The 15,324-nt window shown below is 57.9% G+C and carries 13 protein-coding genes; 2 read left to right on the top strand and 11 right to left on the bottom strand.

The window, feature by feature from the left end:
- The 7 genes from ACAW74_RS15170 to ACAW74_RS15200 form a co-directional block, all read right to left on the bottom strand.
- Entirely contained in the window at positions 1-564 is a 564-nt protein-coding gene (locus ACAW74_RS15170) for a gluconate 2-dehydrogenase subunit 3 family protein (protein ID WP_370699050.1), read from the bottom strand.
- 116 nt (positions 565-680) lie between these two features.
- The gene (locus tag ACAW74_RS15175) at positions 681-1,538 is read right to left on the bottom strand and encodes a sugar phosphate isomerase/epimerase family protein (RefSeq protein ID WP_370699051.1); all 858 of its coding nucleotides are present in this window, start codon (positions 1,536-1,538) and stop codon (positions 681-683) included.
- A gap of 82 nt (positions 1,539-1,620) precedes the next feature.
- Positions 1,621-3,339 (bottom strand): GMC oxidoreductase, encoded by a 1,719-nt coding sequence (locus ACAW74_RS15180; protein ID WP_370699052.1) that lies wholly within the window; start codon positions 3,337-3,339, stop codon positions 1,621-1,623.
- 5 nt (positions 3,340-3,344) lie between these two features.
- The gene (locus ACAW74_RS15185; RefSeq protein WP_370699053.1) at positions 3,345-3,875 is read right to left on the bottom strand and encodes a gluconate 2-dehydrogenase subunit 3 family protein; all 531 of its coding nucleotides are present in this window, start codon (positions 3,873-3,875) and stop codon (positions 3,345-3,347) included.
- A gap of 261 nt (positions 3,876-4,136) precedes the next feature.
- Entirely contained in the window at positions 4,137-5,846 is a 1,710-nt protein-coding gene (locus tag ACAW74_RS15190; protein ID WP_370699054.1) for an ATP-binding protein, read from the bottom strand.
- A gap of 299 nt (positions 5,847-6,145) precedes the next feature.
- The gene (locus tag ACAW74_RS15195; protein WP_370699055.1) at positions 6,146-7,483 is read right to left on the bottom strand and encodes a cryptochrome/photolyase family protein; all 1,338 of its coding nucleotides are present in this window, start codon (positions 7,481-7,483) and stop codon (positions 6,146-6,148) included.
- Positions 7,484-7,582: 99 nt separating this feature from the next.
- On the bottom strand, positions 7,583-8,509 hold the full coding sequence (locus ACAW74_RS15200; protein WP_370699286.1) for a serine hydrolase: 927 nt from the start codon (positions 8,507-8,509) through the stop codon (positions 7,583-7,585).
- A 102-nt stretch (positions 8,510-8,611) separates the two neighbouring features.
- On the opposite strand from ACAW74_RS15200, the gene ACAW74_RS15205 reads away from it, so the two are divergent.
- A complete protein-coding gene (locus tag ACAW74_RS15205; RefSeq protein WP_370699056.1) occupies positions 8,612-9,346 on the top strand; it encodes a porin family protein in 735 nt (244 codons plus the stop codon).
- 9 nt (positions 9,347-9,355) lie between these two features.
- On the opposite strand, the gene ACAW74_RS15210 is transcribed toward ACAW74_RS15205, so the two are convergent.
- Positions 9,356-10,318, bottom strand: a complete 963-nt coding sequence (locus tag ACAW74_RS15210; protein WP_370699057.1) for an NAD-dependent epimerase/dehydratase family protein — start codon at positions 10,316-10,318, stop codon at positions 9,356-9,358.
- Positions 10,319-10,403: 85 nt separating this feature from the next.
- Here ACAW74_RS15210 and ACAW74_RS15215 point away from each other — a divergent pair, with 85 nt between their 5' ends.
- Positions 10,404-10,694, top strand: a complete 291-nt coding sequence (locus ACAW74_RS15215) for a hypothetical protein (RefSeq protein WP_370699058.1) — start codon at positions 10,404-10,406, stop codon at positions 10,692-10,694.
- On the opposite strand, the gene ACAW74_RS15220 is transcribed toward ACAW74_RS15215, so the two are convergent.
- The 3 genes from ACAW74_RS15220 to ACAW74_RS15230 form a co-directional block, all read right to left on the bottom strand.
- Positions 10,691-11,770, bottom strand: a complete 1,080-nt coding sequence (locus ACAW74_RS15220) for an NADH:flavin oxidoreductase/NADH oxidase (protein ID WP_370699059.1) — start codon at positions 11,768-11,770, stop codon at positions 10,691-10,693. The genes ACAW74_RS15215 and ACAW74_RS15220 overlap by 4 nt on opposite strands.
- Positions 11,771-11,939: 169 nt before the next feature.
- The gene (locus ACAW74_RS15225; protein ID WP_370699060.1) at positions 11,940-13,511 is read right to left on the bottom strand and encodes a glycoside hydrolase family 32 protein; all 1,572 of its coding nucleotides are present in this window, start codon (positions 13,509-13,511) and stop codon (positions 11,940-11,942) included.
- 62 nt (positions 13,512-13,573) lie between these two features.
- Positions 13,574-15,292 (bottom strand): RagB/SusD family nutrient uptake outer membrane protein, encoded by a 1,719-nt coding sequence (locus ACAW74_RS15230; protein WP_370699061.1) that lies wholly within the window; start codon positions 15,290-15,292, stop codon positions 13,574-13,576.
- Positions 15,293-15,324: the final 32 nt, after the last annotated feature.

The following is a 15,324-nucleotide window of genomic DNA, read 5'->3' on the forward strand; positions in this document are numbered from 1 at the left end:
TTATTTCGTTTGGGAAATGGGTTTGGCGGGCACGGGCACGCAGCCATGGTACCGACCCGGTATCATTTCGTAATGCGTCAGGTTGGTCATCACGTATTCCGAGGTCATGTACCCGCGGATGGTTAGTCCTTTCACCAACTGGTAAAAGGCTTTCTGGTCGGCGTCGGTCGACTGCTCCATCCGTTTCAGCACGTCGATGCGCTGGGCCGTATCGGCTTCCGCAAATGATCGGCTGTAGGTTTGCCGGGCCAGCGCGTCGGCGGCGTTCAGGCCGTTCGCGAGGGTTGTCTGGGCTTTGGGTTCGTAGCAATCGGTCACCATCTTCTGCACAAACGTCGCGACGCCCAGCGACTTGGCGCCCGGCGTATCCGTTTCGGGAATGAAGGTGTCGACAACGCCCGTAAGCAGCGCGGTCTGGTCGGCCGTGAATGCGTTGGGCAACCCCGCCATTGCGGGGCAGTCTGTACCCAGCGACTGACGGCTCCAGCCATTGGCCCATTCTGGCACAACCAGCATGGTCCCCAACGACGCCGACAGCGTTTGTAATGCTTGTCTCCGTTTCATGAATTGCGTATTCGACATGAACTGTCCGTTAAGTAACAACGTGGTAGCAGGACAAATTCGTACCAGCGAAGTTACGTGGCAGTTTACTCGTAAGTAATAGGGTTAATCCTAGATTCTTATTGGCGCAAACTCTTCAGATAGGCGATGCTGGCGGGCATTTGCTCGAATTCTTTGTTGCTCTCGTCTTCGATGAAGAAGTGCTTGATCCCGATGCGATTGGCTTCTTTCAAAATACCCACAAAATCAGCCTGGCCCGCGCCCACGACTACGTCATTTTCGGGTGGGGTGCCGCCCGTGAGGTCGCCCTTAATCCCTTTTTTGAGGTCTTTCACGTGCATGAGCTTCCAGCGGTTGCCATACTTTTTCAGCAGGGCCACCGGGTCGGCGCCGCCGTGGAGGGTCCAGAGTACGTCCATCTCAAACGACACGTACCTGGGATCGGTATTCTGGATGATGTAGTCCATCAGCGTGCCATCGCCGTATTTCTGGAACTCGTAGCCGTGATCGTGGTAGCAGAACGTCAGTCCGTTGTCGCGCATTACCTTGCCAATCGCGTTGAAGTCGGCCACGGCTTTCTTGGCATTGTCGAGGGTGAAATTGCCTTTCTGATGCGGAATCCAGGCGCACATCACATAGATGGCACCCAGGGCTTTGGCTTTGTCGGCGGCCTCCTGCGGATTGGCTACCAGTTGCTCGTAGCCCCCACCCGTCGACGGAATACTGATGCCGCGTTCGTTGCAGGCTTTTTTGAACTCTTCGGCCGTCATGCCTTTGGGTGCACCGCCTTCCAACTCGGTAAAACCCAGTGCCTTGATGGTGTCGAGCGTGGCGATGATGCCCTTGGGGAAGGAGTTACGGAAGGTGTAGGCCTGCACGCCGAAGGCCGCTTTGTAGAGTGGTGCCCCTTTTTTCTGCCCGAACGACAGGGTCGCGCAGAGCGTCAGGCAAAGGAAGAGGGTGGTCTTTTTTATCATGATAAGGAATCGTATAGGTTTGATTAACTGGTAGTCGTTTTTTATTTGTCATCCCTCCGTTGTCGGGATGACAGAAAACGTGTTACAGGTTTCGTTTTTTCAGCTCCTTCACGGCATGATCCACGGCGCGGGCCGTCAGGGCCATATAGGTGAGCGAGGGGTTTTGCGTACCGGTCGAGGTCATGCTGGCGCCATCGGTGACGAAGACGTTCTTGCAGGCGTGGAGTTGATTCCATTCGTTGAGCAGCGAGGTCTTAGGGTCTTTACCCATGCGCACGCCGCCCATCTCGTGAATGTCGGAGCCGGGGTTTGACTTGGTGTCTGTGGCGCGCACGTTTTTGAACCCCGCCAGCGTAAACATCTCCGTAATCTGCTCGTTAAAATCCTGCACCATCCGGGCGTCATTGTCGGTCCATTTCGCCGACAGGATAATCTGCGGAATGCCGTATTTATCGGTCTGCTCAGTCGAGAGCCGGACGTGGTTTTCTTCGATCGGCACGCATTCGCCCATCATCCAGGCGCTGATGTTCCAGTTGCCGTAGTGTGGGTTGAGCAGCTGCGCCTTCAGGTCATCGCCCAGCCCGTCGCGGCTGGAGGTCAGCCCCCGCCCGCCGCCAATACCGATAGCGTACCCCCTCAGAAACTGGGATGCCGGCCCGGTTGTCTCCTGCTTATAGACGTTGCGGAACCGGGGCATGTAGCCGTTGCTGGGATTTTTGCCGTCGGTACGTTTGTCCTGAAGACCGTCGAATTCGGCGTTGGCTTTGCCCCGGTAGTTGTGCCACGACAGGTATTTGCCCATCAGGCCGTTGTCGTTGCCCAGCCCGTTGGGGAAACGCCCCGATTTGGAGTTGAGCAGAATGGCGTTGGAATTGATGGCCGACGCGTTGACGAAGATGATGTTGGCGAAATACTCGATCGGTTGGAGCGAATTGGCGTCGATGACACGTACCCCAACGGCCTTCTTTTTGACCTCATCGTAAATCACCGAATGCACCACCGAGTGCGGCCGCAGGGTCAGCTTGCCGGTTCGGGCAGCCCAGGGGAGGGTGGAGGCATTGCTGCTGAAATAGCCGCCGTAGGGGCATCCCCGCACGCACAACGCCCGGTGCTGGCACTTGGCGCGACCCTGCTCGCTGTGGATGGCCTTTGGGTCGGTGATGTGGGCGGCGCGTCCCTGAATAAAGTGCCGGTCTTTGTAATTCTTATAGATCGACTCTTTCAGATGTTGCTCGACGCAACTTAGCTCGAAAGCGGGCAGAAATTCGCCGTCAGGCAGCACGTCGAGGCCGTCTTTGTTGCCGCTGATCCCGGCGAATTTCTCCACATGGCTGTACCACGGAGCCAGGTCTTTATAGCGGATGGGCCAGTCGATGGCGAACCCATCGCGGGCGGGGCCGTCGAAATCGAAGTCGCTCCAGCGCTGGGTTTGCCGCGCCCACAGCAACGATTTGCCCCCCACGTGATAGCCCCGCGTCCAGGTAAAGGGTTGCTCTTCGATGATGGGTTGCTCGTCGGGTTTGATGGCCCAGTGCAGCGTTTCCTCCCGCATGAACGACCGGCTGGTGTAACGGTTGCGCACCTCGAGCGGCACCTGTCCTCGATGCTCAAACTCCCAGGGGTTCAGCATGGCCGTGGGGTAGTCGGCAATGTGTTTGACGTCGCGGCCCCGCTCCAGCACAAGCGTTTTCAGGCCCTTGTCGCACAGTTCCTTAGCTGCCCAGCCACCGCTGATGCCCGACCCGATCACGATGGCGTCGTAGGTATTCTGTTTCGTACTGTCGATGTTGAACGTAGCCATTGCGTTTATACGTTTACGCAGCCATAATAGTGGCCGGGTGCCATGTCGTACTTAAGGTGGTTGACCAGTACGTATTCCGAGGTGGTGTACCCCTGGATGGTGAGGTTTTTAAGCAAACCGAAAAACTCCTTCTGCGTTGCGTCGGTCGTTTGCGCGAAGGCCGTCAGAACGGCGAGTTTTTCGGCGGACTGAAGCGACACAAAGGGTTTGCCGTAGGCTGCCTGTGCCGCACTGTCGATCGCCGCCAGGCCGTTTTTAAAGTCAGTCTGGGCGGGTTGTTCGTAGCAGTCGGCAATCATCTTCTCGATGAACGCCGGTACGCCTACCCCTTTGGCCCCAACCACCTGCCCCTCAGGAATAATCGTCGAGACGATGTCGGTCAGCAGTGTGGTCTGGTCGGCGGTGAGCAGCCTGGGTACGTTGCCGGGCCACGACTGATCCAGCGACTGGCGGCTCCAGGCGTGAGCCCAGTCGGGTAACACCAGCACGGCCCCTAGCGACGCCGACAACGTCTGCAAAGCCTGTCTTCGTTTCATAAGATGCGTAGTTTTCGACATGAACGGTCCGTTTACGATCAACACAGAGCTGTCCCTGTTTCTACCAGTGAACGTGCACAGGCGTTTGCGGGGTACCCCTGGGTTGATGCCTCGGTCACAACGTACCTGGCCCCCGACAGCAAGGCGTTAAAGCGTGCTGGCATGGCGGGCTATCGGCAGCCTGTAATCCTCTCCCTGAGAAGGCTATCTGGCCCGCAGACTACCCATACGCAACGGGTTAATTGCGTGCGGGCCAGCGGACTATTCCGGAAAATAGACGGTGAATGTAGCACCCTGGCCGGGCTCGCTCAGGGCCGTAATAGCCCCGCCGTGGTTCGTGATGACCTTCTGGCAGATGGCCAGACCAATGCCGGTCCCCGTATACTCGGTGCGATTGTGCAGCCGCTGAAACACCTGAAAGATGCGGTCGGTGTAGCGCTGATCGAACCCGATGCCGTTGTCCACTACGTTTACCCGGTGGTAGGCAGCGGCCTGCCGCACGGGCTTGACCGCCACGGGCAGGTCGGCGGCCGAAATTCGCTGGGCTGTCAGTTGCACACGAGGGGGGATAAACTGGCCCGACCCGTCTTTGCGGCGGAACTTGAGCGCATTGCTCAGCAGGTTCTGGAAAAGTTGCTCCAGTTGCGACCGGTCACCCTGAATGGTAGGCAGCCCCGACGAAGTAACTACGGCCTGAACCTCCTCGATGACCAGATCCAGGTCGAGCAGGATAGCCTGTACAACCTCATCCAGTGACACGGGATTGGCCGTTTCCTGCCGGGTCGAAATGCGGGCATACGCCAGCAGGTCTTTGATCAGCGTAGACATGCGCCCGGCCGATTGCTGCATGCGGTTGATGTACTCGATGCCATCGCCCAGTGAGGCGCCGTACCGATCCCGGAGCATATCGCTGAACGACTGGATTTTGCGCAGTGGTTCCTGTAGATCATGCGAGGCCACGTAAGCAAATTGCTGGAGGCTCTCGTTGGAGCGCTCCAGGTCCTGGATCGAGGTCTGTAATTCCTGGGTACGTGCTATCACTTCCTGTTCCAGGTGTTCAGATAACGTCCGGTAGCGTTGTTCGCTGGCTTCCAGCGCTTGACGGGCCATAACCTGATCGGTTACATCGACCGATACGTCGAGGATAGCGTAGACTACACCGGCCTCGTTAAACAGGGGGGTGAAGGTGACGTTGTAATACCGGTCGATCAGGACGCCATCCCGGTCTATTTTCAATAAGGATTCGAACGCCTGAAACTGCCGTCCTGAGGTGTAAACATCATCCAGGACGTGCAGGAAGGGCTGGTGCACCAGCTCAGGCATAACCTCGCGCAGCGGCTTACCAGCAATGTCGGGACCCCGGCCAATCACGTCGATGAAGGTTTGATTGGGTAGCTCGATAATCAGCTCACGGCCAATGAACAAACCAATAGCTACCGGCGCTGTCGATACAATCGCCTGTAGTTTGGCCTGACTTACCTGCAGGGCCTGTTCGGCCTGTCGGCGTTCGGTAATGTCGGTGTGCACACCCACCCATTCCCGAATGCTGCCATCATGGTTCAACACCGGTACAGCCCGAATGGCAAACAGCGCCCACTGGCCCGTCTTCACGCGCACACGGTGTTCAAAAACAAAAGGTTTGCGTTCCTGCACGGCTTCCTGCCAGGCGTCGATGGTCGGCTGGGCATCGTCCGGATGAACGGCTTTAGACCATCCGTAGCCTTGGTAGTCGGCGTAAGGCTGGCCTGTCAGCGCGGCCCAGCCCGGTTGCTCGCCCGTCATTTCCCCCACGGCATTATTGGTCCACAAAATACCCTGTACCGCCTCGATGGCGGCTCTGAAGCGGTCGTCGTGAGCCTGAGGTGTCGAAAAGGAACTAGGCCCATCTGGAGTGGTCACCGGCATCGCTGCTGGCTGCTCTAGTGGGTTATTGGTTGAGTCGGTTGTTGGCGCCGAAGCCTTTGCACTCATGAAAACAAGTATACAGTTATTGGCTTGGAGGAATTGCAAAGAGGGGTAAGCAATGCATCATCGGCTCACCGAGGTTGCGCTAATAACCTGTTCAGCCTACCGTTGGTTTCAACTGGCCTTCGCTCCTTGCTGCGTATCCGGGCGAAGGCAGTTGGTGAGAGAGTGGCTGCCGGATTGGCCCATGGCTCCGCGTGCGTGGCGGGTACCGTGATATAGCCCTTTTTCCAGCACTTGTATGCACACGGAACGGCACAGACCGCCGTACAACCTACATGCCCGTGCAGAAAACCTGCTCAAATCTAGCTTTTGTCACCTTTCAGGGCTTCCTTATAGGTTGTGATGGCTCGTTGACGGGCGAAGGCATGGTCTACAATGGGCGCTGGGTACGTTACCGGAGCGCCCGCCGGACTGTTGTATTCGGGCACCCACCGCCGGATGTATTCGCCTTTCGGGTCGAATTTGCGAGCCTGCTCGGTGGGGTTGAACACCCGGAAATAGGGGGCGGCGTCGGTACCCGAACCGGCGGCCCACTGCCAGCCGCCGTTGTTGGCCGACAGGTCGTAATCGCGTAGCTTCTCGGCAAAATAAGCCTCACCGATGCGCCAGTCGATGAGCAGATGCTTCACGCAGAAACTGGCCGTGACCATACGTACCCGGTTATGCATCCAGCCGATTTCGTTCAACTGGCGCATACCCGCATCGACCAGCGGGTAACCCGTTTGGCCGTTCTTCCAGCGCTCGATGTCCTCCGGGCGGTTGAGCCAGGGGACCTGGTCATATTCGCGGCGAAACGATTCATGCTCGACGTGGGGGAAGTGATCGAGCACCTGGAAATAGAAATCACGCCAGCAGAGTTCTTTCAGGTACGTCAGGTTGGTTGCCTGCGCCTGCCGAGCCAGTTCGCGGATGCTGATGGTGCCAAACCGCAGGTGAATGCTCAGTTCGCTGGTGCCGCGCTGGGCAGGAAAATCGCGGGTTTTGTCGTAGGTGGCCAGCAGTTTGTCGGAGACGGTCGGCTTGGGAAATTTCTCGTTCAGCGGCTCGAAACCCATCTGCTTCAGCGTGACCATCGGCGTATGCGCCGTTTTAAAAAACCGGTCGGCGTATTTTTCGGTGGGGTACGATTTAAGGTAAAACGGATCGTCCAGTTTGCTCAGCCAGTTGCGGCTGTAGGGGCCAAAAACGGTGTAGGGCTTGCCGGAGCCGGTCAGCACCTCGTCGCGGTCGAACAGGGTCTGGTCTTTGTAGCTGTGGAACCCCGCATTTACGCTTTTCAGGTACTTGGCTACTTCGGCGTCGCGGCCTTTGGCGTAGGTTTCGTAGTCGTAGTTGGTAAAGACGTTGGCGATGGTATACTCGCTGGCCAGTTCCTTGAACACATCCAGCGGATGCCCATACCGGACCAGCAACGTCGATCCCTGCTTATGCAGGGCCTGCTGCATGGCCAGTACTTCTTCGTAGATGAACTCAACCCGGCGGTCGCGCTTGTCGGCGAGGTGATCGAGGATGTCTTTGTCGAAAATGAAGAGTGGCAGTACGGGGCGTCCGGCTTTCAGGGCGTAATACAGGGCTGCGTTGTCGTGCAGACGCAGATCGCGCCGATGCCACATGATGGCGATGGGAGTTTCAGGTTTCATGGTAAGCGTTTCCGGCGCGCGTTGCCCAGGCACAAAAGGTGTGTTAGCCGCGCACTTGACACGCTAAACCTGAAACCTGAAACGCACCCTAAGGGTTTATCACCATTTTTCGTAGCCGGCAACGGGCTTGAAGCCTGATTTGGGCTCGAAGTGTTGCCAGAGCAGCGCCCCTACGGTGCGTAGCAGGGTACTGCCTTCGTTGGTGCGTCCCCAGCTTTCGTCCTGCTGGTTTTTGGTCATCAGGCAATAGACGTAATCGCCGTGGGGCGCGTGTACCAGCACCACCTCCGACCGCGACCGATTGACGGCCCCGTTCTTAGACGCCACTTTCACGCTGGCGGGTAGCTGCGAGAGACCGTCGTTGTCCCAATATTGCCGACACAGGTTGCGGTACATGCGGTCGGAGGCGTCGGGGCTGACGGCGCGACCGTCGCGGATGTAGGTGAGGAGGCTGGCGAGTTCGCGGGGTGTAGTCTGGCCCCAGCCGTAGCGCGCCTGAAATTCCTTACGGCCCGGCGTGCGCGAATTCATGCGGGTATTAGGAAACCCGTTGGCGTCGAGCCAGGCGTTGATGGCCGTACCGCCCCCCGCCAGCGCCTGGCACCACAGGCTGCCCGTATTGTCGGACACCGTTTCCATGAGCATGACCACCTGGCTCAGCGGAATTTTGGCCCCGTCGCGCAGCGAACCCACGATACCGTCGTCGTAGTGCAGGGAGTCGCGGTAAACCAGTTCCTGTTCGTAGCTGACGGTGCCTTTATGGATCTGATCGAACAGCCCGATCATGATAGGAATCTTGATGGTGCTGGCCGTGGGGAAGGTGCTGTCGGCGTTGATAGCGACGGTTTTGCCCGTTTTCAGGTGGTGCACATACACGCCCACATCGCCCCGAAAGCCGCGTAGGGCGTCGGCAAGTTGCTGCGTGAGGCGGCTGTCGGGTTTATCGGGTGCCGTCTGGGCAACGGCTGGGTACGTTCGGAAAAGGAGAAAGCCAATCAGACAGACAACTGAGGAAAGAAGACGCATCATAGGGACTTGGATAACGGAACGGATTGGTCTATTTTGTTGACAAAGAATCCAGCGAATCGTAATTTTTCGGAATCGTGGCAATAAACCACGCGAATCGACATGAAGCGACTGTTTACCACGACACTATTCCTGTTTTTTTCGACCATCGTAACCCAGGCGCAGGTACGTCCTTACATCCGGGCGGGCGTGGGCGTGAGCCGGGCGATTGGAGGGGGAGTTTCACAAAATGGCTCGATTGATCAACCTCTGGAGTTAGCGGGAGAAGAGCCTGTTGCTGGTCAGCTTGGTGGACGTTTGACGCGCGTCGTACCAAACGCTAGCGCCGGGTTGGTTGTGCCTGTGGATAGGCATTTTACCATACAGACTGAAATTGGCCTTGAGCAAAAAGGGTCGGTAATGACGATAGGAAGTTTAGATGATCATTTGGTGAGAATTTGTGCGTGTTATCCGAAAGCAATCGGAGCGGTTTCGTCGCGCTTGACGTACCTGATGCTACCCGTACTGGTTGGTTTTCGCACGGGTCAGGCTACAGTGGCCGTTGGGCCATATGTCGGCTATAAACTGGATGAGCAGTTGAGCGGGTCGTTTCAGGAAGTGTATTCGTCTAACCGTACCGAAATCAGATCAACACGTACAAACTACCAAGACGTAGACGTGGGCTTCAATGCCGAACTCAGCTATGCCTTAACAACCTCGTTTGGTATTGACTTACGATATAGTCAAAGTTCGCGGTCGATAGGGCGCCCCTATAAGCGCACGTATTACACTTTGTATAACTACCCGGTTTACAACCAGACGGCCCAACTGTCGGTGCGGTATAACCTGGGTCGGTAAAGCGCGTGATTACGCTTTTGCCAGTGCTGACACGACCTGCCGGACGGCATCGGCGTTGGTGGTGGGTACGTAGTTGAAGGCCTTGTTGAATTTGGCCGAATCAAAGAAATAGGGGCGGTCGTACTGGTAACGCATCTCGTACATTTCGCGCAGGATTGGCACAAACAGGCCCAGTGCCCGCAGGCCCCAGCCGGGTAGCGTTTGCACGCTATGCCATAGTTTGGTCGGGACCCCATTCGAGCCCGGCAGGCTGTCGATTGCTTCGGCAAACAGACTGACCCACTGCGCACCCGTAAGTGTCTGCGGGTCGGTAGGCAGGTTCCAGATTTGGTTGAAGGCCGATGGCGTGTTGCCCAGCCGGGCCGTGCCGATAGCCAGATCGGGCGTGTAGCCGGTGCTGTGCGGCTGGTTGGCATCGCAAAACCATTGCGCCTGTTTGCCCTTGATCAGGTTGTCGTAGATCAGGTTCATGGTGATGCTCGTGGCCTTGATCGGGCCGAAGAAATCGGGCGACCGGGCGATAATGGCGTCTACCTTGCCCTGCTCAACCGCCTCGAGAATAAGCCGGTCGACGGCGGCGCGGATCTCGCCTTTTTTGCTGGTTGGGCTGATAGGCGACGACTCCGTCAGGTGGCGGACGTTGTCGCCCCCAATCGCGTAGACATTATCGAAAAAGACGAGCTTGCTCTGGTGGCGGCTACAGGCTTCCAGCACGTTGTTGATGAGCAGAGGCCACTGTTGCTGCCACAGTTTTGTGTTGTAGGGCAGGCCCGCTACCAGATACACCACCGCACTGCCTTCCACCGCCCGCATCACCTGCGCGGGATCGGTCAGGTCGGCCGCGAGCAGCGTATCGGATTCGTTGACGCTTACCGGCTTACGGCTCACCAGCCGGATATCCTTCGTGTAGGTTGGCAGGGCTTTGGCCAGCTCAACGCCGATGGCGCCGCCAGCCCCCAGAATGGTTTGCATGGGGTTGTCGTGTTTGGATATGGGGTTCTCCGCTACCTTTAATCGAACAAAACGGCAACGTACGCATAAATCTAAACCGAACCCCATGAACCTCAGCGAGTTTACCGCCACCTTGGCCGATGCTACGCCCCCGGCGGGCCTGAACCCGATCCTGACCGCTCTCTGGCATGATGCCAAAGGCGATTGGGAGGCGGCGCATGAAGTCGCTCAGTCACGTGAAGGTACCCCGGCCTACGACCGTCTCCACGCCTACCTGCACCGCAAAGAAGGCGATGCCTTCAACGCTGGTTACTGGTACCGCCGGGCCCGAACGAGTGCGTACACAGGTACGTTGGCCGACGAATGGCGGGAGCTGGTCGAAGCCAATCAGGGTTAGCGCGCAGACCTCGGTTTGGCGCGTTCGTACTGCACGGGCCACGCTTGTTCGTCACCCAGGATGTGTGCGGCACGCAACGGAAAATACGGATCACGCAGCGACTCCCGCGCCAGCAGGATCAGATCGGCCTGCCCGTTGGTCAGGATGGCTTCGGCCTGTTCGGCGTCGGTAATGAGCCCCACGGCGCCCGTTGGCAGACCCGCCTCGCGTTTAATGCGTTCGGCAAACGGTACCTGATAGCCTGGACCCGTCGGGATGGTAGCTTTGGGTACGTTGCCGCCCGTTGAGCAGTCGATCAGATCAACGCCCTGGTCTTTCAGTAAGGCAGCGAGGGCTACCGAGTCATCGGCCGTCCAGCCGCCTTCGGTCCAGTCGGTCGCCGAAATCCGAACGAAGAGCGGGTAGTCGGCGGGCCAGATGGCGCGCACGTCGTCGACCACTTCGCGCAACAGCCGTACCCGGTTGGCAAACGAGCCACCGTAGGCATCGGTCCGTTGGTTGCTTTGGGGCGACAGGAACTCATGAAACAGGTAGCCGTGGGCCGCATGAATCTCGGCCACGACGAAGCCCGCCCGCAACGCCCGCGCGGCGGCCGCCTTGAAATCGGCACGTACCTGTAGAATATCGTCGGTTGTGAGGGCCGTGGGGGCCGGTTCGTCGTCGGTGAAAGGAATGGCACTGGGGGCTACCGTTTGCCAGCCGTTGGATTGGTCGGGCGCAATGGCCTTCCCACCATCCCAGGGACGTTGATGGCTGGCCTTGCGCCCGGCATGCGCCAGTTGGATGCCCGGCACAGCGCCGTTGGCCGTCAGAAAATCGGTGATTCGCTTCAGACCCGGCACATGATCGTCGGACCAGATGCCGAGGTCGGCGGGCGTGATGCGGCCCTCGGGCGATACGGCGGTGGCCTCGGTGATAATCAGGCCCGCGCCGCCAACCGCCCGGCTCCCCAGGTGCACCAGATGCCAGTCGGTGGCGAACCCGTCGACGCTCGAATACTGGCACATGGGTGAAACAACAAGGCGGTTTTTAAGTGTAACCCCGCGCAGCGTCAGGGGTGAAAGCAGGATAGACATAATGAGTAGCGTACGTAGTACAGCAGTAACCGACGTTTAGTCCGTTCAGTTGCCCGACGTACCTAAACAGAAGGCCAGCCACTAACGCAACGTACCCAGTCCGGGCTTTCCAACCACATCGCCTGAGGTTGAAACAGCGTAGACTGGGTACGTTGCGTTAATGGCCGGTTTACTGCTGGGTCGGCTTGATGGCCCAGCGGGTGATCCGCTTGATCTCGGCACTGCCCCCTTCAGCAAACAGATCGATACCGCCGGTGGTCTCTGTCGGGAAGATGTAATCCGTAATGACGCGCTCGCCATCGTTGGCGTACACTTCCACGATCGACTTATCCACGAAAATGCGCAAGGTAATCAGGCCATTTTTCGGGGCCAGTGGTGCTTCTTCGATGCTGGGAAACCGTTTGTTAAACGCCACATTTCCCGACTGCCGCCGGTCGAACTGAATCTTGCCATCGGCATAATAGACGGCGGTGGCCTCATTGGCGCTTCGGGCCAGCTTCAGCCCAACCCGTTTGGCGGTACCGGGGGCCATCGTTACCTCGAGTTCATAGGCATTATCGGTATCCGGGTCGAACGGGATGGTCTGGTTGGTGAGGCGAATGGCCTGTTTAGTGAGCTTGTCGCCACGTAGCTTGGCTGTGCCGGCAATGGGCTGTTGTATCAATTGCAGCCCTGCCGGGGTACGTTTCAGCGAAATCTGCCGGGGCAACGACATGGCGCCTTTAAACGGGGTCGTGGGCAGATCACCCGCATAAGCCCAGTTGTTGAGCCAGCCGATCATGACGGGCCCCGGCTGGTTGGCTGGCAGGTCGTTGTACTGGATGGCGGCGTAATAGTCTTTCCCCCAGTCAACTACGTTCCCAGTAGCCGGGGCAACTGGCTTCGGGTTGGCCGGGTCGAGGGTGAATTTGGTGCCGTCGAACGTACCCACGAAGTATTGCATGCCGATATAGTCTTTCTGCGGATGCCCCGCCGAAATGAAGAGCACCCATTTCTGTTCGCCCGTTGCCCGCCCGGTTTCGTCCTGAACAGGTACCGGCATCAGGGCGGGGCATTCCCAAATTTTGGATACATCGCCCACGTTGCCGAAGTCGCTCATCAGCTCCCAGTTTTTCAGGTCTTTCGACGAATAAAATAGGGCCCGGTGTTCGAGCGGTTTGACGGTTGTCATCACCCATTTTTGCTGTGGCGCGTACCAGAACACGTTGGGGTCCCGAAACTCCTTGATACCCAGGTCGATGACGGGGTTCTTGGCGTATTGCGTCCAGGTACGTCCCTTGTCGGCGCTGTAGGCCAGGTTCTGATACTGTGCCAGGTGCTGATCGCCCTTCGTCACGTGCCCCGTGTAAAGCGCAATCAGGCAATCGGTGGTACCCGTGGGACACAGCCCGTTCTTATTGCCCTTATCAATCACCGAACTGCCCGAGAAAATGGCCGTTTTGGTCTGGCCATCGGCATGCGTGAACTCGGGAATCGCTACGGGCAGGTGCTGCCAGTGCAACAGATCGGGGCTGACGGCGTGGCCCCAACTCATGTGTCCCCACTGGTTGGCAAACGGGTTATGCTGGTAGAACAGGTGGTATTCACCCTCGTAATAAACCAGGCCGTTGGGGTCGTTGATCCAGTTTTGGGGCGGCGTAAAATGGTAGAGCGGTCGGTAGTCAGGCTTGGGTTGCGCCTGTGCCGTAGCGGCGCTATACAACGCGGCGAGCACCGCGACGGTTAGCAGTCGTTTTTTCATAAGGTTGTCGGGGTTGGCGACGGCGGATAACCCTGGGTTTTGGTCATCCGCCGTCTGGTCTATTAAAAACCAGGATTCTGCTTGTATAGGCCTTTGCTAAAGTTGATCTGATTGAACGGAATGGGCAGGTATTCGTCGCGGTTTTTGGTGAATTTGGCTTCTTTCAGGTATTCACGCTTCGTTTTTTCTACCGCGAAATAACCGTTGAGGTAGTCGGCGGCGATGCCCCAACGCACCAGATCGAAGAACCGGTTGCCTTCCATCGCCAATTCGAGTCGACGTTCCCAACGCAACGCTTCCCGGGCGAACGATTGGTTCCAAGTGCAATTGGTGCCCGGCTTGTACACATCGATCCGGTACGTCGACGTGGCCTTACCCGTAGCGTCGACCAGCAAACCGGTGCTTTTGCCGGCCCGCGCCCGGATCTGGTTGATCAGCGGCAGGGCTTCATCCTGCCGGCCCAGCTCGATCAGGGCTTCGGCGCGCCACAGCAGCACGTCGGCGTAGCGGATCAGTACCGAATTTTTTGAGCTGCTCATAAACGGTGGCAGCTTACGGAAGGCCGGGCTATCGGGCGAAACCACTTCTTTCAGCGAGGCCGTGGCGCCGTAGATTTCCGGCGCCCGCGCCCATTCCGATTTGAAGATCAGGTTCGGCTTGTACTTATACGGATGCCCCGGGATGGTGGCCGTGTGATCGACGCGCGGATCGACGGGGTTGGCCCGGAAATCGTCGGGCGTTTTGATGTCGGCGTTGTTGTAGGTGTCGAAGAGCGGCAGGCCGTTGGCGTTGGTTTTGAACGCGTTGAGCAGGTTCTGGCTGGGCAGGTGGAAACCACAGCAGCCAAACTCGGGATTCATGGGGTAATTGAGCATGCTGCTATAATCGAGCCGACCTTTGGGGGTACCGTCGTCGAGGGAGCGCTGAATGGCAAAAATTGACTCAATACCGTTATCATACTCGGGCAGGAAATTCTTCCCGAAATCGTCGTACAGCCCGTATTTGCCCGACGTAATGATGTCGTTGGTCAGGGTCAATACCTCCTGTAGCTTGGCGGCGTCGGTGCCCGTTACGTTGTAGCTGGCATCCTGCTTGTACGCCTGATAAAGCAGCGTTTTGGCCAGATACGCTTTAGCCGACAGCTGGTTGGCGCGGCCTACTTCCGATTGCGTAAGGGGTAGATCCTGCACTCCGGCCCGGAAATCGGCGGCAATCTTGTCCCACAGTTCGTCGCTTGTCAGGGCTACGTTCGAGATGGTCGCGTATTGGTCGTCGGCTACGGTTTCGTCGATGTACGGCACCCGGTTCCAGAGCGTTTTCAGCGCGAAATAGGAATGTCCACGCAGAAAACGCATCTCGGCCATGCGGACTTTCTTGTTGGGAAACTCGGTTTCGCTGATGGTACTCAGCCGACGCAAGGCATCATTTGCCCGCGAGATCGACACGTAATACCGGAACCAGAGTTTGTCGGCGGGCCCCAGATCGGGCCGGATGTAGGCGAAAGTCTCGAAGAAATGATATTCGAAAATATCGGCCGTGCCGCCCCCGCCTTTATACGCGTCGCCCGACCGCAGGTTGCCGTAAGGCCACAGCGTGAAGGGAGCCGTAAAATGGTCGTTGCCGATGGCCGAATAGGCCGCTACCACCAGCTTGTCGAGGTTTTCGGGCGTGTTCAGGTCGTCGCCGCTGATGACGGCTTTGGGCGTCACATCGAGTGTATCCTGGCAGGAGAAGCTCGTTGCCAGCAGCGCCGAAAGGAGTAACGTCTTTATCGTTTTCATAAGGAATAGGTTCATGGCCTCTGCCGTCGTTT

The sequence above is a fragment of the Fibrella musci genome, from assembly GCF_041321105.1.
Classification (GTDB): Bacteria; Bacteroidota; Bacteroidia; order Cytophagales; family Spirosomataceae; genus Fibrella; species Fibrella musci.

Coding starts and splice junctions, on each gene's coding strand:
- ACAW74_RS15225 (WP_370699060.1), bottom strand. CDS start 13,511: ATGAAAAAACGACTGCTAACCGTCGCGGTGCTCGCCGCGTTGTATAGC.
- ACAW74_RS15195 (WP_370699055.1), bottom strand. CDS start 7,483: ATGAAACCTGAAACTCCCATCGCCATCATGTGGCATCGGCGCGATCTG.
- ACAW74_RS15215 (WP_370699058.1), top strand. CDS start 10,404: ATGAACCTCAGCGAGTTTACCGCCACCTTGGCCGATGCTACGCCCCCG.
- ACAW74_RS15190 (WP_370699054.1), bottom strand. CDS start 5,846: ATGAGTGCAAAGGCTTCGGCGCCAACAACCGACTCAACCAATAACCCA.
- ACAW74_RS15205 (WP_370699056.1), top strand. CDS start 8,612: ATGAAGCGACTGTTTACCACGACACTATTCCTGTTTTTTTCGACCATC.
- ACAW74_RS15185 (WP_370699053.1), bottom strand. CDS start 3,875: ATGAAACGAAGACAGGCTTTGCAGACGTTGTCGGCGTCGCTAGGGGCC.
- ACAW74_RS15170 (WP_370699050.1), bottom strand. CDS start 564: ATGAAACGGAGACAAGCATTACAAACGCTGTCGGCGTCGTTGGGGACC.
- ACAW74_RS15180 (WP_370699052.1), bottom strand. CDS start 3,339: ATGGCTACGTTCAACATCGACAGTACGAAACAGAATACCTACGACGCC.
- ACAW74_RS15200 (WP_370699286.1), bottom strand. CDS start 8,509: ATGCGTCTTCTTTCCTCAGTTGTCTGTCTGATTGGCTTTCTCCTTTTC.
- ACAW74_RS15175 (WP_370699051.1), bottom strand. CDS start 1,538: ATGATAAAAAAGACCACCCTCTTCCTTTGCCTGACGCTCTGCGCGACC.
- ACAW74_RS15230 (WP_370699061.1), bottom strand. CDS start 15,292: ATGAAAACGATAAAGACGTTACTCCTTTCGGCGCTGCTGGCAACGAGC.
- ACAW74_RS15220 (WP_370699059.1), bottom strand. CDS start 11,770: ATGTCTATCCTGCTTTCACCCCTGACGCTGCGCGGGGTTACACTTAAA.
- ACAW74_RS15210 (WP_370699057.1), bottom strand. CDS start 10,318: ATGCAAACCATTCTGGGGGCTGGCGGCGCCATCGGCGTTGAGCTGGCC.